Origin of the sequence: Mitsuaria chitosanitabida ATCC BAA-476 = NBRC 102408 (assembly GCF_001598255.1) — a bacterium.
In the GTDB taxonomy this organism is placed as follows: domain Bacteria; phylum Pseudomonadota; class Gammaproteobacteria; order Burkholderiales; family Burkholderiaceae_C; genus Roseateles; species Roseateles chitosanitabidus.
Map to the genome: position 1 here is coordinate 227,939 of NZ_BCYP01000006.1, position 21,464 is coordinate 249,402.

At 70.4% G+C, this 21,464-nt stretch carries 17 protein-coding genes; 7 read left to right on the top strand and 10 right to left on the bottom strand.

Going from position 1 to position 21,464, the window contains the following annotated elements:
* Positions 1-8 precede the first annotated feature (8 nt).
* The 4 genes from MCHT01_RS03955 to argA form a co-directional block, all read right to left on the bottom strand.
* Positions 9-2,648 (bottom strand): putative bifunctional diguanylate cyclase/phosphodiesterase, encoded by a 2,640-nt coding sequence (locus tag MCHT01_RS03955; protein WP_067062613.1) that lies wholly within the window; start codon positions 2,646-2,648, stop codon positions 9-11.
* A gap of 257 nt (positions 2,649-2,905) precedes the next feature.
* Positions 2,906-3,211, bottom strand: coding sequence for an H-NS histone family protein (locus MCHT01_RS03960; RefSeq protein WP_067062615.1), 306 nt, complete (start codon positions 3,209-3,211; stop codon positions 2,906-2,908).
* A 129-nt stretch (positions 3,212-3,340) separates the two neighbouring features.
* A complete protein-coding gene (locus MCHT01_RS03965; protein WP_067062617.1) occupies positions 3,341-3,613 on the bottom strand; it encodes an oxidative damage protection protein in 273 nt (90 codons plus the stop codon).
* Positions 3,614-3,691: 78 nt separating this feature from the next.
* Complete coding sequence (gene argA / locus MCHT01_RS03970) at positions 3,692-5,032, bottom strand: amino-acid N-acetyltransferase (protein ID WP_067062620.1); 1,341 nt, start codon at positions 5,030-5,032, stop codon at positions 3,692-3,694.
* Positions 5,033-5,143: 111 nt separating this feature from the next.
* Here argA and MCHT01_RS03975 point away from each other — a divergent pair, with 111 nt between their 5' ends.
* From MCHT01_RS03975 to MCHT01_RS03995, 5 genes are all read left to right on the top strand, one after another.
* Positions 5,144-5,548: a VOC family protein gene (locus tag MCHT01_RS03975; protein WP_067062623.1), complete on the top strand. Its 405-nt coding sequence runs from the start codon at positions 5,144-5,146 to the stop codon at positions 5,546-5,548.
* Between the two features lie 383 nt (positions 5,549-5,931).
* A complete protein-coding gene (hrpA, locus tag MCHT01_RS03980; RefSeq protein WP_245643161.1) occupies positions 5,932-9,729 on the top strand; it encodes an ATP-dependent RNA helicase HrpA in 3,798 nt (1,265 codons plus the stop codon).
* Positions 9,730-9,834: 105 nt separating this feature from the next.
* Positions 9,835-11,748 (top strand): HDOD domain-containing protein, encoded by a 1,914-nt coding sequence (locus MCHT01_RS03985; RefSeq protein WP_169806091.1) that lies wholly within the window; start codon positions 9,835-9,837, stop codon positions 11,746-11,748.
* A complete protein-coding gene (locus tag MCHT01_RS03990; protein WP_067062627.1) occupies positions 11,745-14,147 on the top strand; it encodes a serine/threonine protein kinase in 2,403 nt (800 codons plus the stop codon). The genes MCHT01_RS03985 and MCHT01_RS03990 overlap by 4 nt, the downstream gene beginning before the upstream one ends.
* Positions 14,148-14,271: 124 nt before the next feature.
* The gene (locus MCHT01_RS03995) at positions 14,272-15,090 is read left to right on the top strand and encodes a hypothetical protein (protein WP_067062629.1); all 819 of its coding nucleotides are present in this window, start codon (positions 14,272-14,274) and stop codon (positions 15,088-15,090) included.
* A 117-nt stretch (positions 15,091-15,207) separates the two neighbouring features.
* Here the strand turns inward: MCHT01_RS03995 and MCHT01_RS04000 are convergent, their stop codons facing one another.
* A complete protein-coding gene (locus MCHT01_RS04000) occupies positions 15,208-15,432 on the bottom strand; it encodes a hypothetical protein (protein ID WP_148661367.1) in 225 nt (74 codons plus the stop codon).
* Between the two features lie 118 nt (positions 15,433-15,550).
* Positions 15,551-16,156, bottom strand: coding sequence for a 2-hydroxychromene-2-carboxylate isomerase (locus MCHT01_RS04005; protein ID WP_067062635.1), 606 nt, complete (start codon positions 16,154-16,156; stop codon positions 15,551-15,553).
* A 126-nt stretch (positions 16,157-16,282) separates the two neighbouring features.
* Between MCHT01_RS04005 and MCHT01_RS04010 the strand changes: the two genes are divergently transcribed.
* Entirely contained in the window at positions 16,283-16,963 is a 681-nt protein-coding gene (locus tag MCHT01_RS04010; protein ID WP_067062638.1) for a glutathione S-transferase family protein, read from the top strand.
* 9 nt (positions 16,964-16,972) lie between these two features.
* Here MCHT01_RS04010 and MCHT01_RS04015 read toward each other — a convergent pair whose 3' ends face one another.
* The 4 genes from MCHT01_RS04015 to MCHT01_RS04030 all read right to left on the bottom strand — a co-directional run bounded on the left by MCHT01_RS04015 (position 16,973) and on the right by MCHT01_RS04030 (position 19,226).
* Positions 16,973-17,200, bottom strand: a complete 228-nt coding sequence (locus MCHT01_RS04015; protein ID WP_067062642.1) for a type II toxin-antitoxin system HicA family toxin — start codon at positions 17,198-17,200, stop codon at positions 16,973-16,975.
* Positions 17,201-17,204: 4 nt separating this feature from the next.
* On the bottom strand, positions 17,205-17,477 hold the full coding sequence (locus MCHT01_RS04020; RefSeq protein ID WP_148661368.1) for a type II toxin-antitoxin system HicB family antitoxin: 273 nt from the start codon (positions 17,475-17,477) through the stop codon (positions 17,205-17,207).
* Positions 17,478-17,631: 154 nt separating this feature from the next.
* Positions 17,632-17,838, bottom strand: coding sequence for a DUF4287 domain-containing protein (locus tag MCHT01_RS04025; protein ID WP_067062648.1), 207 nt, complete (start codon positions 17,836-17,838; stop codon positions 17,632-17,634).
* 71 nt (positions 17,839-17,909) lie between these two features.
* Positions 17,910-19,226 carry an Nramp family divalent metal transporter gene (locus MCHT01_RS04030; protein ID WP_067062650.1) on the bottom strand — a complete coding sequence of 439 codons (1,317 nt, stop codon included), beginning with the start codon at positions 19,224-19,226 and terminating at the stop codon, positions 17,910-17,912.
* A 191-nt stretch (positions 19,227-19,417) separates the two neighbouring features.
* On the opposite strand from MCHT01_RS04030, the gene MCHT01_RS04035 reads away from it, so the two are divergent.
* Positions 19,418-21,424: a DEAD/DEAH box helicase gene (locus tag MCHT01_RS04035; protein ID WP_067062653.1), complete on the top strand. Its 2,007-nt coding sequence runs from the start codon at positions 19,418-19,420 to the stop codon at positions 21,422-21,424.
* Positions 21,425-21,464: the final 40 nt, after the last annotated feature.

Here is a 21,464-nt window from a genome sequence, read left to right on the forward strand (position 1 = left end):
GCGGGAGTTTACGTGATGACCTGAATCGGTCGTCCTCTCGCCCACTCCCGCAGGGCCTCCGGCGGCAGCGGCTCGCACAGGCCGCTGCCCTGGCCGACCCGGCAGCCCAGCTCGACCAGCGCGCGCGCATGGGCCGGGGATTCGACGCCCTCGGCCACCAGGCCGCAGCCGAACTGGCCCGCCAGCGCGATCACGCCCTGTACCAGCGCCCGATCCTGCGCGTCCACCAGCATGGTCTGGACGAAGGAGCGGTCGATCTTCAGCTCGTCCAGCGGCAACTGCTTGAGCACCGCCAGCGTCGCGTAACCGGTGCCGAAGTCGTCCATCGCCAGGCGCAGGCCCAGGCGCTTGCAGTCGGAGAGCAGCTGGCGCGCGCGATCCACATCCTCCAGCGCGCTCGATTCCAGCAGCTCCAGCACCAGCCGCTGCGGCGGCACGTCCGCATGGCGGGCCAGCAGGGCGGCCAGGCGCGGGCCGAACTCCGGCGCCGCCAGATGGCGCGGACTGATGTTGACGCTGAGCGTCAGATCCAGCCCCTCCGCGCGCCAGCGGCACAGTTGCTCCAGTGCCTGCTCCAGCACCCAGTGGCCGAGTTGCGCGGCCATGCCGCTGCGCTCGACGGTGGGCAGGAAGGCGGCCGGCGCGAGCAGACCGCGCTGCGGGTGACGCCAGCGCAGCAGCGCCTCGGCGCCGACCAGTGCGCCGCTGACCAGGTCCAGCTTGGGCTGGTAATGCAGGCAGAGCTCGCCCGCGTCCAGCGCCTGCTGCACGCGCAGCACGGCCTGGGCGTGGGCCTCTCGATGGCGGCGCTTCTCGACGTCGAAGAACTGCACCCCATCGCGACCGCTGCGCTTGACGCGGTACAGCGCGTGCGCGGCATGGCGCATCAGGGTCTCGGCCTCGCCGCCGTCCTGTGGATAGAGCGTGGCGCCGACGCTCGCGCTCAGGCGCGGGGCGAGCGTGTCGTCAGGGAGGGGCGAGAGATCGCCCGGCACGGTCGTCGCGTCCAGCGCGTCGAAGTCCGTCGGCAGGTCGAAGCCGCCGGCGTCGGCAGCCGCCAGCAAGGTCGCGGCGGGAAGGTCGACCGGCAGGCGCACGTCGACGTCGTCGCCCTCGCGGCCCCAGCGGCCGTCCGCGCCACGGGCGTCTCCGGCTCGATCCGTCGCCATGGCGGCCATGACCGCCGGGTCGCCCGGCCCGCCGGGCTCGCCCTGCAGGTCGATCGGGCGCCGCAGCACCTGCAGCAGACGGTCCAGCGCGAGCTGGGCCTCCTCGGCGCTCTGCACGCGCAGCAGCAGGCCGAACTCGTCGCCGCCCAGGCGGGCGACCTCGTCCGACCACTGCGGCGCCTGACGCAGCGCGGTCCCGAGCCGGCGTGCCAGCTCGCGCAGTGCCTCGTCGGCCCGGCCGGCGCCATGACGGCGGTTGAAGGCGGCGAAGCCGTCCAGGTCCACTCGCGCGACGCACAACATGAAGCCGGGGCCGACCTGGCGGCTGGTGTGCAGCGCGGCCTCCAGGCGGCGGTGGAACTCCTGCTCGTTGGGCAGGCCGGTGAGCGTGTCGAAGCGGCCCAGGCGCTCGAGCGCTTGTTGTCGCTGCAGCTCCTGGGTGAGGTCGGTCAGCGCCAGCACGCGATAGCGCGGCGGGCCGTCCGGCTCCGGGATCGAGGAGATCGTCAGCCTCAGCGTGCGCGGCAGGCCGCCCGCGGCGCGGACCTTGACCAGGCCCTGCCAATGACCGGCCGGATCCGCGAGCGCGTCGGCGATCGCCTCGGGGTCGTGGCCGCCGCGACGCAGCTGCGCCTCGTCCATCGGCAGCGCGGTGCGACCCAGCAGGCGGCGGCGCAGGGACTCGGCCGCGTCGGCGCCGCCAGGCTCGCCCGCGTCGATGACGAGGCCGGCGGCGGCGTCCGTCAGCTCCCCCATCAGCGCCCAGTAGGCCGGATTGGCGTCCAGCAGGCGATGCGCCAGATCGGTGATCGCCAGACCCTCGTGCAGATGCTGGAACAGGCCGCTGCTCATGCGCTGCCGTTCCTCGGCGATGCGGCGCCACTGGATGTCCTGCAGGCTGGCCAGCACCCGGCGCGCGCGGCCACGCGGATCGCGACGCACGACGCGCAATCGCAGCTCGTGCCAGATCCAGCCGCCGGCGTCGTCGGGCAGGCGCAGCGCGTGGACCAGGGCGTCGGGATCGTCCAGGTCGTCGAGATCCGGCGCGGGGAAGCCTTGCAGCAGCGCGGGCAGGCGCTCTTCCAGCGTCATGCGGTCGACGCCATGGACGCGGGTCAGCCAGGCCATCGGGTCAGCGGGATCCGGCGCGCCCAGGCGCTCCTCCCAGCCGGCCGAGGCCGTCATCGATTCGCCCGGCACCCAGCGCGCCAGCGACATGCCGGCGGCGTCCAGCTTGGCGCGCCATTCGAGGCGCTCCTCGAGCGCGCGTCGGCGCTCGCCGCGCGCGCGCCACATCATCGCGGCGCCCAGGGCCGGCAGCGGCGCCCAGGCCAGCGCCCGCCAGGCGGGCCAGAGCGCGCCGGCCAAGGTCAGCGCGGCCGTGGCGGTCAGCATCAGTCCGCCCGGCGTCGGCGCCAGCAGGCGACGCGGGAAGCGGGGCAGGGACCAATCGGCGGAGGCGGACAGCGCGGACTTCACGAGGGTGGGGCGACGGGCGGGGCGACGGGCGGGTGGGGGCGGCGGGATGCTAGCCTCCGCTCGCCCCCGGACAGGGGCGCGCTATCCCTGTCGTTCGGGGGCTTCCCCCCGGAATAAGGGAGGGCTGGCGGCGGGCCTGGCGCACCTCGATCGCACGAGAAAAAGAAAAGCCACCCGAAGGTGGCTTTCGAAAGAGGTCGGTACGCGACAAATGCGCGGGGCCGGCCTCGTCGGCGCCGGGCCGGGGCCCGGACCGGTCAGATGACGAAATCTTCCAGCTTGGCGCCGCCGGAGATGGCCGCTTTCAGCCACTTGGGCTGCAGGCCGCGGCCGCTCCAAGTCTCGCCGGTGGCCTGGTTGCGGTACTTGGCGGCGACCTTGGAGGCCTTGGCCGAGCCGCTCGCCTTGGCGGCGCGCGAGGTCAGGTCGGCGACCGTCAGGCCGTATTCCTGCATCAGCGACTTGACCTTGGCGACGGCGTCGGAACGCTCGCGCTCTTGGGTTTCCGCGATTTGCTGTTCGAGGGCGGCCCGCTGGGCCAGGAGGTCTTTGAGCGATGCCATATATGCAATTCCTCGCGTTGTTCAACAGCTCCCCGAAAGGGATTGCCGCATTATAGGCAGGGAATCGAAATGCTTCGCAAGGGGTAATTCCCGGCCCCTTGGCGATCTGGCATCGTCGCCGACCTGAAATCAGTTGGTCGGTGGCACATAACCGGCGGGTTGTTCCGCGCCGTCACCGAAGAAAAACTGTTCCAGCTGGCGCATCAGGTATTGGCGGGCGCGCTGGTCGGCCAGATTCAGGCGGTTTTCATTGACCAACATGGTCTGGTGCTTCATCCAGGCGGCCCAGGCCTCCTTGGAGACGTTCTCGAAGATGCGCTTGCCGAGTTCGCCGGGCATCACGGGAAAGTCCATGCCTTCGGCTTCCTTCTTCAGATAAACGCATTGGATGGTGCGGGCCATATCAAACCTCGATGTTCGGAAAGTGTGGGGAGGAAGGGCTCAGGCCGGACCGCCGGGCGAGGCCGGCGGCACCGGCGCTCAGCCGAGTTTCTTGACCAGGACCTGCGAGCGCCGGTCCCAGTTGTATTTGCGCTTGCGCTCCTCGGGGAGCCAGTTCGGGTCCACCGGCTGGAAGCCGCGCTTGATGAACCAGTGCATGGTGCGGGTGGTCAGCACGAAGATGCTGCTCAGGCCCATGGCCTTGGCGCGCTGCTCGATGCGCTTGAGGATGCGCTCGCCGTCGCCCTGGCCCTGGACCGCGCTGGACACGGTCAGCGCGGCCATCTCGGCGGTGCGCGCTTCCTGGTAGGGGTGCAGCGCGGCGCAGCCGAATATCACGCCGTCGTGCTCGATGACGGTATAGGCCTCGACGTCGCGCTCGATTTCGCTGCGGTCGCGCTTGACCAGCGTGCCGTCGCGCTCGAAGGGCTCGATCAGCGCGATCAGGCTGCCGATATCGTCATGGGTCGCCTCGCGCAGGCTTTCGAGTTTCTCGTCCACGACCATGGTGCCGATGCCGTCGTGGGTATAGACCTCCTGCAGGATCGCGCCGTCGACGGCGAAGGGCAGGATGTGCGAGCGCTCGACGCCCGATTCGCAGGCCTTCACGCAGTACTTCAGGTAAAAGCCGACGTCGGTCGGTTGCGTGGCGGGCGGGAGTTTCGCGATCAGTCGTTTGGCGTCGGCCAGCGCGAGTTCCGTGTCGATCGCGCTATCCGGGTCGTCGGGGGTTTCGAGCACGCCCGGGACCTCGGTCATGAACAGCAGCTTGTCGGCCTGCAGCGCGATCGCGGTTTCCGTCGCGACCTCTTCCATCATCAGATTGAATGCGTCGCCGGTGGGGGAGAAGCCGAAGGGCGACATCAGCACGATGGCGCCGATATCGATGGCGCGCTGGATCGCAGCCGCGTCGACGCGGCGCACGATGCCCGAATGCTTGAAATCGACGCCGTCGACGATACCGACCGGACGCGCGGTCAGGAAATTGCCCGAGACCACGCGCACCGTGGAATTGGCCATCGGCGTATTGGGCAGGCCTTGGGAAAACGCGGCCTCGATCTCGAAGCGCAATTGGCCGGCGGCTTCCTGGGCGCAATCCAGGGTGATGCCGTCGGTGATGCGCATGCCGTGGCTGTACTGGGGCTGATGGCCCTTGGCGGCGAGCTGTTCGTTGACCTGGGGGCGGAAACCGTGGACCAGCACGATCTTGATGCCCATCGCATGCATGATCGCCAGATCCTGGACGAAGCCGTTGAGCTTGCCGGCCGCGATCATTTCCCCGGTCATCCCGACCACGAAGGTTTCACCGCGATACGCGTGGATATAAGGGGCCACCGCGCGAAACCACGGCACGAAGGTATGGGGGAAGACCAGGCTCATGGGCGCGGATTGTGCAACAGGCTGTCCCCTCGACGGGGCGGCAGGGGCACTTGCGGGACAGGGTACGGCAGGGGAGCATGGCGCCTCCGCAACACCCCCCGGGAGCGACAGATGGAAGTCTTCAAGACCCACGGTGCCTTCAGCTGGTCGGAGTTGATGACCAGCGACCCGAAGAAGGCCTCGGAGTTCTACGGCAAGCTGTTCGGTTGGCAGATCGAGGTCATGCCCATGCCGGGCGGACCGGCCGACGCGCCGCCCTATCACCTCATCAAGACTCGTGGCGCCCCGGACGCCATCGGCGGCCTGATGGCCTGCCCGCAGGCGGGGATGCCGCCCGCCTGGGGCCTGTACGTCACCGTCGACAACGTGGACGAGACCGTCGCCCAGGCCAAGGCCATGGGCGGGAAGGTGCTGATGGAGATCATGGAAGTGCCCACGGTGGGCCGCATGGCGACCATCCAGGACCCCCAGGGCGCGGTGTTCAACGTGATCACCTACGCCGAGATGCCGAACTGAGAAGTTACCCCCTCTCCCGCTTGCGGGAGAGGGCAGGGGAGAGGGTCTTCGGGCTCCCCCGCGTTGCCGAATAGGGCAGAGGGAGCGGGACTTCCGTCCCTCCCACCAGGCCGCGAGATAATCCGCGCCCCGTGAGCCAAGACACCAACGCCCCCGCCCCGGCGGCGCCGAAGCCGCAGCGCGGCCCCGAGCGCCAGGCCCGCAACGCCGACCGACAGCCAGACCGTGGCGCCGACCCCAAGGTCGCCGCCCGCGCGCCGCATCCCGCCCGCCCGCCGCGCCCCCCGCGCCAGGCCGGCCCCCGCGCGCCCGTCCCCGCCAACCCGATTCCCCCCATCGAGTTCCCCGAATCGCTGCCTGTCTCCGGCCGCCGCGAGGAGATCATGCGGGCGCTGGCCGAGCACCAGGTCGTCATCGTCTGCGGCGAGACCGGCTCCGGCAAGACCACGCAGTTGCCCAAGATCGCGCTGGCCCTGGGCCGCGGGCGCGGCAACGGCGGCGGGCTGATCGGCCACACCCAGCCGCGCCGGATCGCCGCCTCCAGCGTCGCCAAGCGCATCGCCGAGGAGCTGAAATCGCCGCTGGGCGAGGTCGTCGGTTACAAGGTCCGCTTCCAGGACCGGCTGCAGCCGGGCGCCTCGGTCAAGCTGATGACGGACGGCATCCTGCTGGCCGAGACCCAGACCGATCCGCTGCTCCAGGCCTACGACACGCTGATCATCGACGAGGCCCACGAGCGCAGCCTCAACATCGACTTCCTGCTGGGCTACCTGCGCGAGATCCTGCCGCGCCGGCCCGATCTGAAGATCATCGTGACCTCCGCGACCATCGACGCGGACCGCTTCGCCCAGCATTTCGCCTCCGCGAAAGGCCCCGCGCCGGTGCTGATGGTCTCGGGCCGCCTGTTCCCGGTGGAGCAGCGCTATCGCCCCTTCGAGGAATCGCGCGAGTACGACGTCAACGACGCCATCTGCGACGCGGTCGACGAACTCTGGCGCGAGGGCCGCGGCGACGTGCTGGTCTTCCTGCCGGGCGAGCGCGAGATCCGCGAGGCCGCCGAGGCGCTGCGCAAGCACCACCCGCCCGGCGTCGAGGTGCTGCCCCTGTTCGCGCGCCTGTCCGAGCAGGAGCAGAACCGCATCTTCCAGCCGCACGGCCAGCCGCGCATCGTGCTGGCGACCAACGTCGCCGAGACCTCGCTGACGGTGCCCGGCATCCGCTACGTGATCGACCCCGGCCTGGCGCGCGTCAAGCGCTACAGCTACCGCAACAAGGTCGAGCAGCTGCAGATCGAGAACATCAGCCAGGCCGCCGCCAACCAGCGCGCCGGCCGCTGCGGCCGCGTCAGCAACGGCATCTGCGTGCGGCTGTACGAGGAAAAGGACTTCCTCGGCCGCCCGCGCTTCACCGATCCGGAGATCCTGCGCAGCTCGCTCGCGGGCGTGATCCTGCGCATGAAGGCCTTGCACCTGGGCCAGGTCGAGGACTTCCCCTTCATCGAGCCGCCGCCCCGCAAGGCCGTGGCCGACGGCTATCAGCTGCTCAACGAGCTGGGCGCGGTCGACGATCGCAACGAACTCACGCCCATGGGCAACGAGCTGTCCAAGCTGCCGCTGGATCCGCGCGTGGGCCGGATGATCCTGGAGGCGCGCAAGCGCGACGCGCTCAGCGAGATCCTGATCATCGCCAGCGCGCTGTCCGGCCAGGACGTGCGCGACCGGCCGATGGAGCAGCAACAGCAGGCCGACGAGAAGCACAAGAAGTTCGACGACGAGAAGTCGGAGTTCATGGGCTATCTGAAGCTGTGGAAATGGCTGGGCGATGCGCGCGGCGGGGAAGGGGAGCACAAGCTGTCCGTGCGCAAGCAGGAACAGCTGCTGCGCGACAACTTCGTCAGCCCACGCCGCGTGCGCGAGTGGCGCGACATCTATTCGCAGCTGCACACGGTGATCGCCGAGCACGGCTGGCGCCTGAACGGCGCGCCCGCGACCTATGAGCAGGTCCATCTGTCCATGCTGGCCGGCCTGCTGGGCAACCTGGGCTGCAAGTCCGATGACGACGACTGGTACCTGGGCGCGCGCGGCATCAAGTTCTGGCGCCATCCCGGCGCGCACCTGAGCAAGAAGCCGGGCCGCTGGATCGTGGCGGCCGAGCTGGTCGACACCACGCGGCTGTTCGGCCGCGGCATCGCCGGGATCGAGCCGCAGTGGCTGCCCGGCATCGCCGGCCACCTGATCAAGACCCAGCTGCTGGAGCCGCATTGGGAGAAGAAGGCCGCCGAGGTCGTGGCGCTGGAGCGCGCGACCCTCTACGGCATCGTGCTCTACAACAACAAGCGGGTGAACTTCGGCCGCGTCGACCCGGTGGCCGCGCGCGAGATCTTCATCCGCGAGGCGCTGGTCAACGGGGACTGGGAGACGCGGCTGCCCTTCCTGGCGCACAACCAGAAGCAGATCGCCAAGGTCGAGGAGCTGGAGCACAAGTCGCGCCGCCAGGACGTGCTGGTCGACGACGAGCTGATCTACGCCTTCTACGACCAGCAACTGCCGGCGGACGTGTACTCCGGCGTGACGCTGGAGAAGTGGTACCGCGAGGCCAGCAAGGCCGAGCCCAAGCTGCTGCACCTGAGCCGCGACGAGCTGATGCGGCACGAGGCCGCCGGCGTCACCAGCAACGCCTTCCCCAAGACCCTCCGTCTGGGCGGGGTGGACTGCGCCGCGACCTACCTGCATCAACCGGGCGACGCGCGCGACGGCCTGACGGTGACCGTGCCGATCTACGCCCTCAACCAAGTCAACGACGAGCGCACCGACTGGCTGGTGCCCGGCATGCTGGAGGCCAAGGTCACCGCGCTGCTCAAGAGCCTGCACCAGAAGCCGCGCGCGCGGCTCACGCCGCTGCCGGAGTTCGTCGCCGAGTTCGTCGAGCTGCACCCGTTCGCCCAGGGCGGTCTGGTGGACGTGCTGCTCAAGGCGGTGAAGGAGCGGACCCAGCTCGCGGTGCAGCGCAACGACTTCAAGCTCGAGCAGGTGCCCGCCCACCTGTTCATGAACATCCGCGTGGTCGACGAGCACGGCCGCCAGCTGGGCCAAGGCCGCAATCTGGCGACGCTGAAGGCGGAGCTGGGCGGCCAGGCCCGCTCGGCCTTCCAGGCCCTGGCCGCCCTCAAGCTCCAAGGCCAGCCCGACGCGACGACCAACCCCCTCTCCCGCGAGCGGGAGAGGGCTGGGGTGAGGGCCGGTGCAGACAGCGAGCCCTCCACCCCGCTCACCCCCGCCCGCGGCATCAAAGCCACGGTCGCGCCCCCCCAGAAGCCCGCCGTCGAGTCGACCAAGACCTACACCGCCTGGAGCTTTGGCGAGCTCCCCGAGCTCATGGAGATCAAGCGCGGTCCCCAGACCCTGATCGGCTTCCCCGCCCTGATCGACAAGGGCGCGCACGTCGAGATCGAGGTCTTCGACGAGCCCGAGCTGGCCGCCGCCAAGCACCGCGCCGGCCTGCGCCGGCTGGTCGCGCTGCAGCTGAAGGAGCCGCTCAAGTACCTCGAGAAGAACATCCCCGACCTGACCCAGATGGCGGTCGCCTACATGAGCCTGGGGACCAACGAGGAGCTGCGCGACCAGATCATCGCCGTGGCCGTGGACCGCGCCTTCCTGGCCGACCCGCTGCCCACCGACGAGTTCAGCTTCAAGTCCCGCGTCGAGGAAGGCCGCGCCCGCCTCAACCTGATCGCGCAGGAAGTGGCGCGCCTGTCCTTCAACGTGCTCATCGAATACCAGGGCGCGCTGCGCAAGCTCAAGGACACGCGCTCGGCGTCCAAGGAAGTCGTCGAGGACCTCCAGGCGCAGCTGCAGCGCCTGATGCCCAAGCGCTTCGTCCTCCAGACGCCGTGGTCGCAGCTCCAGCACTTCCCGCGCTATCTGAAGGCGATCACGCTGCGGCTGGACAAGCTGCGCGCCGACGCGGCCCGCGACCAGAAGCTGCTCGCCGAGTTGCGGCCGCTGGAGCAGCGCTGGCAGCGCCGGCTGGTGGAGCTCAAGGGCACGCCCGACGCGCGCATCGACGATTTCCGATGGCAGCTGGAGGAGCTGCGAGTGAGCCTTTTCGCACAGGAACTGAGAACGCCTCAGCCGGTCAGCGTCAAGCGCCTGGAAAAGGTCTGGGCGCAGTTACAAAACTGAGCGGAGAATCGCCCCTACTTCTTCAGACGGGGACGACGGGTTTTCGGTCCAATCCAAGTTACAAAAGGTCCGTGGCCCTGGATGAACCGGGGTCGCACATCGCTCGTGCCTGACAACAACTCCACTCCCTCGGCCGCCCCCATGCGGCGCTTCGGCCGTTTCGAGCTGCGCGCGCTGCTGCACAAGAGCCAGCGCTCGATGCTGTGGGTGGTGTTCGACCCGTCCAGCGGCCAGGAGATGTTCCTGATGATGCCGCGCGAGAAGCCCAACAGCGAGGCAGCCATGCTGCACTGGCTGAAGACGCTGGACGCCGCCTCCCGCATCCACCACCCCAACCTGGGCCACGTCATCGAGACCGGCCGGGTCGATCCCTGGCCCTACGTGGCCTACGACCGCGCGCTGGGCGAGACGCTGGAGGAGCGCATCGCCCGCACCGGCCCGCCGCTGGCGCTGGACGCGGCGGCCTGGGCCGCGCAGGCGCTCGAGGGCCTGGCCTTCGCGCACGAGGCCGGCCACGCGCATCGCGACATCCAGCTGGCCCACCTGGTCATCGACGGCGCCAACCACGTGCGCGTGCTGGGCCTGGAGGTGGCGCAGGAGGTGGTGCCCGCCAACGCCGACTTCAACGCCGCCACGCGCCGCGCGGTGCGCGAGGCCTCCGAGGAGGACGTCGTGTCCGTGGGCCTGGCGCTGCATCGCCTGCTCAGCGGCAAGGCGGTGCTCGACGAACCCGACCTGCAGCTGGTGCTGCAGCGCATGCAGCCGCAAGGTCACGAGCTGGTGCGCCTGGGCTGGGAGACCCCGTACCCGATCCCCGAGCCGCTGCGCGCCATCGTCAATCGCGCCAGCGATCGCCAGACGCGCCAGCGCTATCACCTGGCGCGCAGCTTCTGGCGCGCGCTGGACGGCTGGCGCCAGTCGGCCGAGCAGGACGACGGCGGCCCGATCGCGCTGCTCAAGGACAAGATGCAGCGCTTCGGCCATCTGCCGAGCACCAGCACGCGGCTGGTGACGACGGTGGCCTCCTCGTCGATGGAATCGCAGCACGGCAGCCAGCTGGCGTCGCTCGCGCTCAAGGACATGGCGCTGTCGCTGGAGCTGATCCGGCGCGTCAACAACGCGCTGCGCCAGCAGGGCCCGACCAGTGGCGGCACGGTGCTGAACCTGCAGCGCGCGATCGCGATGCTGGGCCTGAACGGCCTGGAGGACGCGGCGCGCGCGCTCAAGCCCTGGCCCGGCCCGATGAACGACGGCCAGGCCGCCTTCATGCAGAGCCTGATGCGGCGCGTGCAGCGCGCCGGTCAGGTGGCGCAGGCGCTGCGCCCGGCCGGCTACGACGCCGAGGTCGTCTACCTGATCTCGCTGATGCAGAACCTGGGCCGCCTGCTGGTCCAGTACCACTTCCCGGACGACGCGCAGCAGATCCGTCAGCTGCAGGTCGCGCCCGAGGCGACCGAGGACAACCCCAATCCGCGCGGCATGACCGAGCAGTCCGCCGCCTACGCGGTGCTGGGCTGCGACCTGGAGAGCCTGGGACTGGCGGTGGCCAGGTTCTGGGGGCTGGGCGAGGAGCTGCAGCACATGATGCGGCGCCAGCCGCAGGAGGCGCCGGTGCGCCACGCCGAGGGCGACTCGGAGATCCTGCGCCTGACCTGCAGCCTGTCCAATGAACTGATCGACGCGCTGGGCACGCCGGAGCGCAAGCGCCAGGCGGCCATCGAGCTGGCCACGCGCCGCTATTCGCGGGCGCTCGGCCTGGGCCTGCGCGAGGTCTACGACGCGCTGGGCAGCGTGCAGGGCGCGCTGGGCGGCGGGCCCGACAGCGGCCTGGGCGCGCTGGCCGATCCGTCGGTCGGCGCGGCCGCCACCGCGGCGCCGCGATCACGTCTGCGCGAACGCGCCGAGGGGGCGGCCGGTACGGTCGCCGCGCCCGGCGCGTCCGCTTCGTACCAGGGAGCCACGACCACCCAGCCCGGAGCGCTGAACAACGCGCCCTCGCCAGGCAAGGACTTCCCATGACCGTCATGCCGCCCGCCGTCGGGCGCTTCAAGCCGCTGCGCAGCCTGGGCACGGGCGCGCAGGCGGTCGTGTGGCTGGCTCACGATCCGCGCCTGGACCGCGAGGTCGCGCTCAAGGTGCTGACCCAGGGCGTGGACCGCGCCAGCGTCGACGCCTGGCTGCACGAGGCCCGCGCCGTCAGCCGGCTCACGCATCCCAACATCGTCCCGGTCTTCGAGGCCGACATGGAGGCCGGGCAGGCCTACATGGTGTTCGAGTTCGTCCCCGGCGGCACGCTGACCGAGCGCCTGCGCCAGCGCGGCCGCCTGCCGGCGCGCGAGGCGGTGACGATGATGCTGGGCATCCTCGACGGCCTGCACGCGGCGCATCAGGCGGGCGTCGTGCACCGCGACCTCAAGCCCTCCAACATCCTGCTGGACGCGGGCGGACGGCCCAAGGTGATGGACTTCGGCATCGCCGGCCGGGTCAGCACGACCGGGCTGCCGGGCGCGCGTCCGAACCGCATCGTCGGCACGCCGGGCTACATCTCGCCGGAAGCGGCGCGCGGCGAGCCGGCCTCCCCGGTGATGGACGTCTTCGCCGCGGCCGTGATGCTGAGCGAGATGCTCTCCGGCCAGCGCCTGAACTACGACCCCGATCCGTGGCGCGCCGTGCGGCGCGCGATGGAGCAGACGCTGGATCCGCCCGCGGACCTGGGCGCCGACACCGACGACGCGCTGCGCGCCGTGCTGCTGCGCGGCCTGTCGCGCGAGGCGGCCCAGCGCTGGCCCGACGCCAAGAGCTTCCACGACGCGCTCGCGGCCTGGCTGCATCCGGCCAGCGAGGCGCCAGCCGCCAGCGACGGCGGCAGCGCCACGCTGGACTTCCTGCTGCGCCGCATGCGGCATCGCACCGACTTCCCGGCGATGGCCGATTCGGTGGCGCGCATCCAGCGCATGACGCAGTCGGAGAACGAGAGCCTGACCACGCTCTCCAACGAGATCCTCAAGGACGTCGCGCTGACCAACAAGCTGCTGCGCCTGGTCAACACGGTGCAGTTCAGCCACGCCGGCGGCGGGCACATCAGCACGGTGTCGCGGGCGGTGGCGCTGGTGGGCTTCGGCGGCATCCGCAACCTGGCGCTGTCGCTGGTGCTGCTGGAGCGGATGGAGAACAAGGGCCATGCGCAGCGGCTCAAGGAAGAGTTCCTGCGGTCGCTGATGGCGGGCTCGCTGGCCCGCGAGCTCTGCCTGGTCCCGCGCGAGAACGAGGAGTCCTTCCTCGCCACGATGTTCCAGGGGCTGGGCCGCCTGCTGTCCGAGTTCTACCTGCCCGAGGAGGCGCAGCAGGTGCGCCGCCTGGTGCGGCCCGAGCGCGGCATGGGCGAGCAGGCCGCGCCGCCGGTGAGCGAGGGCGCGGCCTCGGCGCAGGTGCTGGGCCTGAGCTACGAGGACCTGGGCCTGGGCGTGGCGCGGCAATGGGGCTTCCCCGAAAGCCTGCAGCGCACGATGCGCCGGCCCGACGGCGACGCGCCGGTGCGGCTGATCGAGCATTCGGGCGACCGCATGCGCTGGCTGGGCCGCGCGAGCAACGACGTCGCCGACGTGATCCTGAACAGCGATCCGGCCGAGGCGCATGCCAAGGTGCGCGCGATGGCGCAGCGCTACGCGCGCGGGCTGGGCGTGGAGGCCAAGGCCTTCGAGGCCGCGGCGGACCAGGCGCGCCAGCGGCTGACGCAGCTGGCGCAGGCGATGGACATCCAGCTGGCGAAGAACTCGCCGGCGCAGCGGCTGCTCGCGCCGCTGACCCCGTCGCCGCAGGACACGCTGTCGCCGCACGAGCTGCAGGCGACGCTGGTCGAGGGGCAGGCCCCGGCCGGTGTCATCTCCCCGGACGAAGCCGCGGCCACGCTGGCGGCCGGCATCCAGGACATCACCAACGCGATGGTGGAGAACTTCAAGCTCAACGAGATCCTGCGGATGATCCTGGAGACGATGTACCGCGGGCTGGGCTTCCGCCGGGTGATCTTCTGCCTGCGTGATCCCAAGACCGAGACCCTGACCGGCCGTTTCGGCCTGGGCGAGGGCGTCGAGGCGGTGGTGCCGCTGTACCGCGTGCCGCTGCGGGTGATGCCGGGCGCGACGGCGGATCTCTTCACGGCCATCTGCAGCAAGGGCGTGGACACGCTGATCGCCGACGCCTCGCAACCCAAGATCGCGGAGCGCCTGCCGGCCTGGTTCCTCACCAACGCCAAGGCGCACAGCTTCCTGATCCTGCCGATGGCCTTGCGGGGCGCGCCCTTCGCGATGATCTACGCCGACAAGGCGCAGCCGGGCAGCGTCGTGCTGGACGAGAAGCAGCTCTCGCTGCTGCGCACCCTGCGCAATCAGGCCGTGATGGCCTTCAAGCAGGCGAGTTGATCGGCTCGTCGACAGATTTCTTGATATTTCCCATGAACCCGCCTGCGCGGGTTCCGTGACACGCCACTGACGCCGCGGCCTGGCATCCGCCATGGCGACAACAGTCATTCACGAGGGGACATCGATGAAGCACGAACTGAAGAAGGTCGCGGTCCTGCTGCCGGTGGCCGCGCTGCTGGCGGCTTGTGGCGGCGGCGGGGACACCGCGAAGGATGCCGGCGTCAAGCCCGAGGCGCAAGCGCCGCAGGGCAGCACGTCCAGCGGTTCGGTCACCGCCAGCTACGCCAAGAAGGCGGACGACGGTCGTTACATGCTGGTGAGCCCGGGCTTGCAATCGAGCGGCCGCCTGACGGACGTCCAGCAGACGGCGACCGGCGCAGCCGCCGGCGGCGTCGTCACGATGAACGCCAACACGCTCAGCGGCGACTTGGCGATCCAGGACATCGCCGGCGACGAGAGCTTCGCGCTGGGCCGCTGGAGCAAGGGCACCGTCAACAGGGACGGCACCGCCGCGGCGATCGTCGGGGACGACGGCGCGTACCACTACGTGGTCTACAACGCGCTGACCGCCTTCCCGACCAGTGGCACCTACAAGTGCGACGCCGGCAAGTTCACGGCACCCAGCCGGGTCGGCGGGTCAGGCAACGTCCTGGGTACCGCGGCCGGCTCGGCGACGGTGACGTTCTCGAACGGTGCGGCGGTCTTGGACGCAGCGATCACCGCGACCGTCGGCGCCCAGTCGGGCGCCGTGTCGGCGAGCGGCAAGCGCCTGGACAGCCCCGCCATCACGACGATCACGGGCAACTATTTCAACAGTGGCACCGGCATGGCCCTGACCGTGGGGGAAGCGGGCAATGCGAAGGTCCGCGTCGTGGCCGCGTACCAGGTCGCGGTGAGCGGCGACGACTACCGCGGCGTCGCGACCTTCAGCTGCGGCCTGTGAGGCGGCGCTGAGCGCCTCGTGAGGCGCACGACCGATGCCGGCCCCGTGCCGGCATCGTCGTTTCATGAGCGGATCGCGGTATCCGATGGGGCTGCGATCGTCGATCGGCGCGGGGGCTCAGCGGCGGCCCCAGTGGCCTTCGTTCCAGCGGCGGCCGCCGTAACGGTCGTTGCTCCAGTAGCCTTCGATCCAGATGGCGCCGGCGTAAGGCGGGGCGCCGTAATAGCCGCCTCCGTAGCCCTCGCCGTAGTAGCGGTGGGCCGGGACGACCACGCAGCCGGTCAGCGAGGCCACCAGCGGGGCGGCGGCGAGCACGAGAAGCAAGGGGCGGATCATTCGCATGATGGACCTCCAGGGAACTGCATGCTTCCTGGAACGCACCCCGCCGCGCCCGCGATGACCCGTCGCGCCGGACATTACCCGGCGGACAAGAAGTAACCAGCGGTGCCCTGAGGGCCGGTCAGTACGGGCCGTGCTCCAGCCAGCGTTCCAGCTGGGGCAGGCGGTCGTTGCCCCAGAAGCGCTCGCCCTCGACGATGAAGAAAGGCGATCCGAACACGCCGCGGGCCTCGGCCAGGTCGATCTCGGCCTTCAGGCGGGCGCGAGTGGCGCTGTCGTTGGCCAGGTGCTGGAGCTCGGTGGGCGTGACGTGCTGCTGGGTCGCGCACAGCTCCTGCAGGACTTCGGCCTGGGCGATGTTGCGGTCCTCGACGAAATAGGCCTTGTAGACGGCCTGCGCGAACTTGCGACCCAGGTCGGGATCGCGGTCGTTGAACCAGTGGAACAGGCGGGCGGCGGTTTCGGTGTGCAGGCCCAGCGTGGAGGGCGTCTTGTACGGGACGTTCGAGTAGGCCGCCAGACGGATCACGTCGCGGCGGATGTAGTCGCTGCGCATGACGCTGTTGGGGATGCGGATGCGTTCCAGCGACTGGAAGTTGGCGTCGAGCACGATGGCGTGCCAGTTGACGGTGCGGCCGAAGCGGCCGGCGAGCTCGTCGATGGTCTGCGAGGCGATGTAGCCGTAGGGAGAGGCGAAGTCGAAATAGAAGTCGATCGGGGCAGACATGCAGGCTCCATAAGCGCAAGGCGCGCGGATTGTAGGAGGGTGCCCGATGGTGCCCGGCGGCGCATCCGCCGGATGGAGGGGTGGTCCCGACCGCCGGCGCCGCCCACGCGCATAGACTCCGCGACCATGATCACCGTCCACCACCTCAACAACTCCCGCTCGCAGCGGGTCCTGTGGCTGCTCGAGGAGCTCGGTCTCCCGTACGAGATCAAGCACTACCAGCGCGATCCGAAGACGATGCTGGCGCCGCCCGAGCTGCGGGCCGTGCATCCGCTGGGCAAGTCGCCGGTGATCACGGACGACGGGCTGACGATCGCGGAATCGGGGGCGATCCTGGAGTACCTGGTCGACCGCTACGGCGACGGGCGTCTCAAGCCGGTGGCGGGCACCGAGGACGCGCTGCGCTATCGCTACTGGATGCACTACGCGGAGGGCTCGGCGATGCCGCCGCTGCTGCTCAAGCTGGTGTTCGACCGCATCGAGCGCGCGCCGATGCCGTTCTTCGTCAAGCCGATCGCGCGGGGCATCGCGGCCAAGGCCAAGCGGACCTTCGTGCAGCCGCAGATCGACAACCACATGAACTACCTGGAGGCGCAACTGGCCCGGCAGCCGTGGTTCGCGGGGGCGGACTTCACGGCGGCGGACGTGCAGATGAGCTTCCCGCTCGAGGCCGCGGCGCAGCGCGGCGGGCCCGTCGCGAAACAGCCCCGCATCACGGACTTCCTGCAGCGCATCCACGCGCGCCCGGCCTACCGGCGCGCCTTGGAGCGGGGCGGGCCGTACGCGCTGATGGGGGGCTCCGACTGAGCGCGCGGGTCAGCGTGAAAGGATGAACGCGTCGATGGCCATCCCGATGTCCGCGCAGATCTTGCGCAGCAGCGTGGGGCAGATGTCGCTACCCGCGTGGAAGGGCACCGTCGTCGTCCGACCGTCCGGGTGTCGGTAGAAGCGATGTGCTCCCTTGCCAGGGCGCGGAACGAAGCCGAGCGCAAACAGCATGCGCTCGACTTCCCTGGCACTGAGCACCGGCACGCCGGCACCCATCGGGTCATTCCAATCGCAAGGTCGTGTTGAACGCGATGCCGCCGTCGATGTTCACGAGGCCCTCTTCCGCCAGCATCTCCAGCACTTCGGTCAAGCGTTCCAGGACCTCGGTGATGGTGGCGCCCTGCGTGTAGGCGCTGCGGACGTCGGGCACGCTGCCGACCAGCACGTCGCTGTCGGGATCTCGCTCGATGAGGGCGTTGAAGATCATGCGCGGCAGCATAGCGCCGCGCACGGAAAGCAACTTGCGGGTGCGCAAGCGGGACGCTCGAAGCATGGGCAACCTCCTGACTGCAGGACCGGAGAGGCAGGCAGTTTAGGAAGGCGGCGGCCCACTGAAATCGGAAGCGCCGCGGACTTCAGGCCGAGTTTGTCCAAGCGCAAACTTCGCGAGGGCCGGCGCTCCTTTCGATGCGTCGCGGCCACAACGCCTATTGCTTCGCCAGGAAATAAGCCACCAACGCATTCGCATGACCGTGCCCCATCTCGTGCTCGGTCTTGAGCTTGCTGACGAGCGCCATGTGCTTCAACGGCCCGGCTTGCTTGAGCAGCTTCATCCAGTGCTCGATCGGCTGGCCGTACTTCTTCTCGATGGACGGAAAGTAGGACGCGGGTCCTTTGACTTGCTCGGTCGCCATGTCGGATCTCCCTGAGGTTGAGGTGTTCATCGTGACGACGAACGACCGCGGCGATTTTCGACAGACGTCGATCACTGCATCAACGACACCAGCAGGGCCCCGTTCGCCGCCGTGACCAGCGCGAAGAGCAGCCAGCTCAGCGCCCGCACGACCGGCCCGTTGGCGAAGTCGCCCATCAGCGCGCGGTCGTTGGTCATGCGGATCAACGGCCACATCGCGAAGGGCAGCTGCAGGCTGAGCACCACCTGACTGGCCACCAGCAGCCGGCCGACCGCTCCCTCGCCCAGCCACAGCAAGCCGAGGAAGGCCGGCACCAGCGCCAGGAAGCGCGTCGCCAGGCGGCGCTGCCAGCAGGGGATCTTCAGGCGCAGGAAGCCCTCCATCAGCACCTGACCGGCGATGGTCCCGGTGAAGGTCGAGCTCTGCCCCGCGGCCAGCAGCGCCACCCCGAACAGCACCGAGGCCGCCACCGTGCCGACCAGCGGATCCAGCAGGTGATACGCGTCCTGGATCTCGGCCACGTCACGATGGCCGTGGGCGTGGAAGGCGGTCGCCGCCAGGATCAGGATGGCCGCGTTGACCATCAGCGCGAGCGTCAGCGAGACCAGCGTGTCGATCGTCGACAGCCGGATCGCGTCGCGCTTGGCCGCGTCCGTGCGTCCGACGCGCCGCGTCTGCACGATGGACGAGTGCAGGTAAAGGTTGTGCGGCATCACCGTCGCGCCCAGGATGCCGATGGCCAGCAGCAGCGCCTTCGGGTCGTGCACCGCGACGCCGTTGGGAATGAAGCCGCGCGCCACCCCCGCCCAGTCCGGCCCGACCAGCGCCAGCTGGATCGCGTAGCAGATGCCGATGGTCATCACCAGGCCCAGGATGATGGCCTCCACCTGCCGGAAGCCGCGGCCCTTGAGCCCGAGCACGATGAGCGTGTCCAGCGCCGCGATCCCCACGCCGCCCAGCAGCGGCACGCCGAACAGCAGGTGCAGCGCCAGCGCCGTGCCCAGCACCTCGGCCACGTCGCAGGCGACGATGGCCAGCTCCGCCATCACCCACAGCGGCAGCCGCACGGCGGGCCGGTAGCGCTCGCGGCAGGCCTGTGCCAGGTCTTGCCCCGTGACCAGCCCCAATCGCAGGGACAGCGTCTGCAGCAGCATCGCCGCCAGGCTGGACGCCAGCACCACCCACAGCAGCGCATGGCCGAAGCGGGATCCGGCCTCGATGTCGGTGGCCCAGTTGCCGGGGTCCATGTAGCCGACCGAGATCAGCAGCCCGGGGCCGGCCACGCGCAGCAGCCGCTTCCACGGCGGCGCGCCCTCGTTCAACGCGATGGAGCCGTGGACCTCGGAGGGGCAGAAGGGCGCGGTGGCGGTGGTGGGCAGCCGGAACATCCGGCGATTGTGCGGCCGTCGGGGCAGCCGGCCCTGACCGCATCGACCGATGCCGGGTCTCCCGGAAGGGTCAGGGCTTGCGGATCGCGGCCGGCGGCTTGCCGCCCATCGCCGGGGGAGCCGGCGAGCCGGGGCCGCTATAGTCCCGCCTCCCCGCAGTTCCACGGCTCCGGCCGATCCGTCGCGACCTCATGCCCATCGCCGACATCCGCGCGGCGATCGAGGCCGAAGTCGCCGCGACGCCCGAGTTCTACGACTTCAAGGTCATCCGCGCCGAGCGCGACGGCGCGCTTTGGCGCGTCACGCTCGATCCCGAGTACGTCTATGCCGAGGGGCAGCGCCCCGGGCAGGCCTCGGCACTGACGCTGCTCGACGAGCGGCTGGAGGGCGCCTCTGCCTGGTGGGGCGCGCCGGCCAAGGGCGCGGCCAACGTGTTCGCGGTCGTCGTCGAGGAGGACCAGCTCGTGCTGCGCGACGCGACCGCCGCGCCGCCGGGCGAGGGGCATCTGATCCGGCTCTATCCACCGCGTTTCCTCAAGGCCATCGTCGACGCCTGGGCCGATCCGGTCTGGGCCGAGCGCGCCGCGGCGTGCTGGCCGGGGCTGTCCCGACCCGCGCCGCTGGCCGATGCGCCGGTGCTCGACGGCTCGCCATTCCGCTGGCTGCGGCCGGCGCAGCGCGCGGCGCTGGGGCTGGTCGCGCACGACAACGCCTTCCTTTGGGGACCGCCCGGCACCGGCAAGACGACGACGCTGGGCGTGATGCTGGCCGAGTACCTCGATCGACGGCCGCAGGCGCGCGTGCTGCTGCTGTCGACGACGAACCACGCGGTCGACCTCGCGACGCTGGCCGTCGACAAGGCGCTGCAGAAGGGCCGTCGGGAACACCTGCGCGGCACGGTGCGGCGGCTGGGCTCACGCTTCGATGTCGATGCCTTCGCGGGGCGCGAGCATCTGTTGCCGCCCTCGGGCGTGCCGTCGCCGCAGTCGCTGAGGGAGTGCCGGCTGGTCGCGATGACCACCACGCGCGCCGCCTTCACGCTGAAGACGCTGCGCGAGCTCGCGGAAGGCGAGGGCAGCGAGAGCCTCAGCTTCGAAGGCATGGCGATCGCCTGGGCCTCGCCCTTCGATCTGGTCGTCTTCGACGAGGCGAGCCAGGTGAGCCTGGCGCATGCGCTCGCGCTGATGCCGCTGGGCCGCGCGCGGCTCTTCGCGGGCGACCCGCAGCAGCTCTCGCCGGTGCTGCGCAGCGAGGACCGCGGCGCGAAGCTGTGGCTGGGGCGATCGCCGTTCGCGGCGATGCCCAAGGGCCGAGCGGGCGGACAGGGCGCCCCATCGCCGACGTCACAGAAGTCACAGGCCCCTCAGGCCTCACCGGGGGCGGTCGCGACCTGGCCGGTGGCGATGCTCGACGAGCAATCCCGCATGGCCGCGCCCATCGGCGATCTGGTCAGCGACATGTTCTACGACGGCGCGCTGCGCGTCGCGGCTGATGCCTCGGCCTCCGACGCTTGGCGCGAGGCGCGGGCGAGGGCGCTCGGCGACATCCCGGCGGACGTCCATGTGAAGGTGCATCGCGTGACGCGCGAGGGCGGCTGGTCGGCCAGGGACCGCGGCCCGGTGAGACGCGAGTCCGCCGAGGCGATCGCCGCCACCATCGCGCAGGCGCTGGCCGGTGGCGACTGGGGGCCGGAGGAATTGATCGTGCTGACGCCGTTCCGCGCGCAGCGGGCGCTGATCCGGCAGCGGCTGTTCGCGCAGGGCGTGGACGAGCGGGTGAAGGTCAGCACCGTGCACCGCGCGCAGGGCAGCGAGGCGCCGGTGGTGTTCTTCGATCCGGCCGACGGCACGCAAGCCTTTCTCCAGACGGAGGAGGCGCGGCGGCTGCTCAACGTGGCGCTGAGCCGGGCGCAGGCCAAGGTGGTGGTCTACCTGTCCTCGGCCGACCTGACGAATCCAGTGCTGGCGCCCATCGTCCACCGGATGCGGCTGGCGGCCGATCCGCGCGAGCCGGTGGCGCTGCGGTCGCTGGCCAAGGCGCCGGACTTCCCGTTCAACGCCAAGGGGCTGCGCGTCGCGGCGGGGCGGCTGGTGGGTGAAGTCCACCGGATCGCGCCGGACGGCCGGCAGTTCTGGGTCATCAACGAGAAGAGCGGCAACGAGGTCGTCATCGACACCGCCTTCTGGCGCGACCGCTGAGCAGAGTCGCCCCGCGGGCTGCCCGGCCGTCCGGGCCGGG

Excerpts from the sequence above, each read along its gene's own strand:
- hrpA (WP_245643161.1), top strand. The coding sequence starts at position 5,932 with ATGCGGGCGCTGGCCGAGCACCAGGTCGTCATCGTCTGCGGCGAGACC.
- MCHT01_RS04030 (WP_067062650.1), bottom strand. The coding sequence starts at position 19,226 with ATGTTCCGGCTGCCCACCACCGCCACCGCGCCCTTCTGCCCCTCCGAG.
- MCHT01_RS03960 (WP_067062615.1), bottom strand. The coding sequence starts at position 3,211 with ATGGCATCGCTCAAAGACCTCCTGGCCCAGCGGGCCGCCCTCGAACAG.
- MCHT01_RS04035 (WP_067062653.1), top strand. The coding sequence starts at position 19,418 with ATGCCCATCGCCGACATCCGCGCGGCGATCGAGGCCGAAGTCGCCGCG.
- MCHT01_RS04025 (WP_067062648.1), bottom strand. The coding sequence starts at position 17,838 with ATGGCGACCGAGCAAGTCAAAGGACCCGCGTCCTACTTTCCGTCCATC.
- MCHT01_RS03995 (WP_067062629.1), top strand. The coding sequence starts at position 14,272 with ATGAAGCACGAACTGAAGAAGGTCGCGGTCCTGCTGCCGGTGGCCGCG.
- MCHT01_RS04010 (WP_067062638.1), top strand. The coding sequence starts at position 16,283 with ATGATCACCGTCCACCACCTCAACAACTCCCGCTCGCAGCGGGTCCTG.
- MCHT01_RS04005 (WP_067062635.1), bottom strand. The coding sequence starts at position 16,156 with ATGTCTGCCCCGATCGACTTCTATTTCGACTTCGCCTCTCCCTACGGC.
- MCHT01_RS04015 (WP_067062642.1), bottom strand. The coding sequence starts at position 17,200 with ATGGGTGCCGGCGTGCCGGTGCTCAGTGCCAGGGAAGTCGAGCGCATG.
- MCHT01_RS03990 (WP_067062627.1), top strand. The coding sequence starts at position 11,745 with ATGACCGTCATGCCGCCCGCCGTCGGGCGCTTCAAGCCGCTGCGCAGC.
- MCHT01_RS04020 (WP_148661368.1), bottom strand. The coding sequence starts at position 17,477 with ATGCTTCGAGCGTCCCGCTTGCGCACCCGCAAGTTGCTTTCCGTGCGC.
- argA (WP_067062620.1), bottom strand. The coding sequence starts at position 5,032 with ATGAGCCTGGTCTTCCCCCATACCTTCGTGCCGTGGTTTCGCGCGGTG.
- MCHT01_RS03975 (WP_067062623.1), top strand. The coding sequence starts at position 5,144 with ATGGAAGTCTTCAAGACCCACGGTGCCTTCAGCTGGTCGGAGTTGATG.
- MCHT01_RS04000 (WP_148661367.1), bottom strand. The coding sequence starts at position 15,432 with ATGCGAATGATCCGCCCCTTGCTTCTCGTGCTCGCCGCCGCCCCGCTG.
- MCHT01_RS03965 (WP_067062617.1), bottom strand. The coding sequence starts at position 3,613 with ATGGCCCGCACCATCCAATGCGTTTATCTGAAGAAGGAAGCCGAAGGC.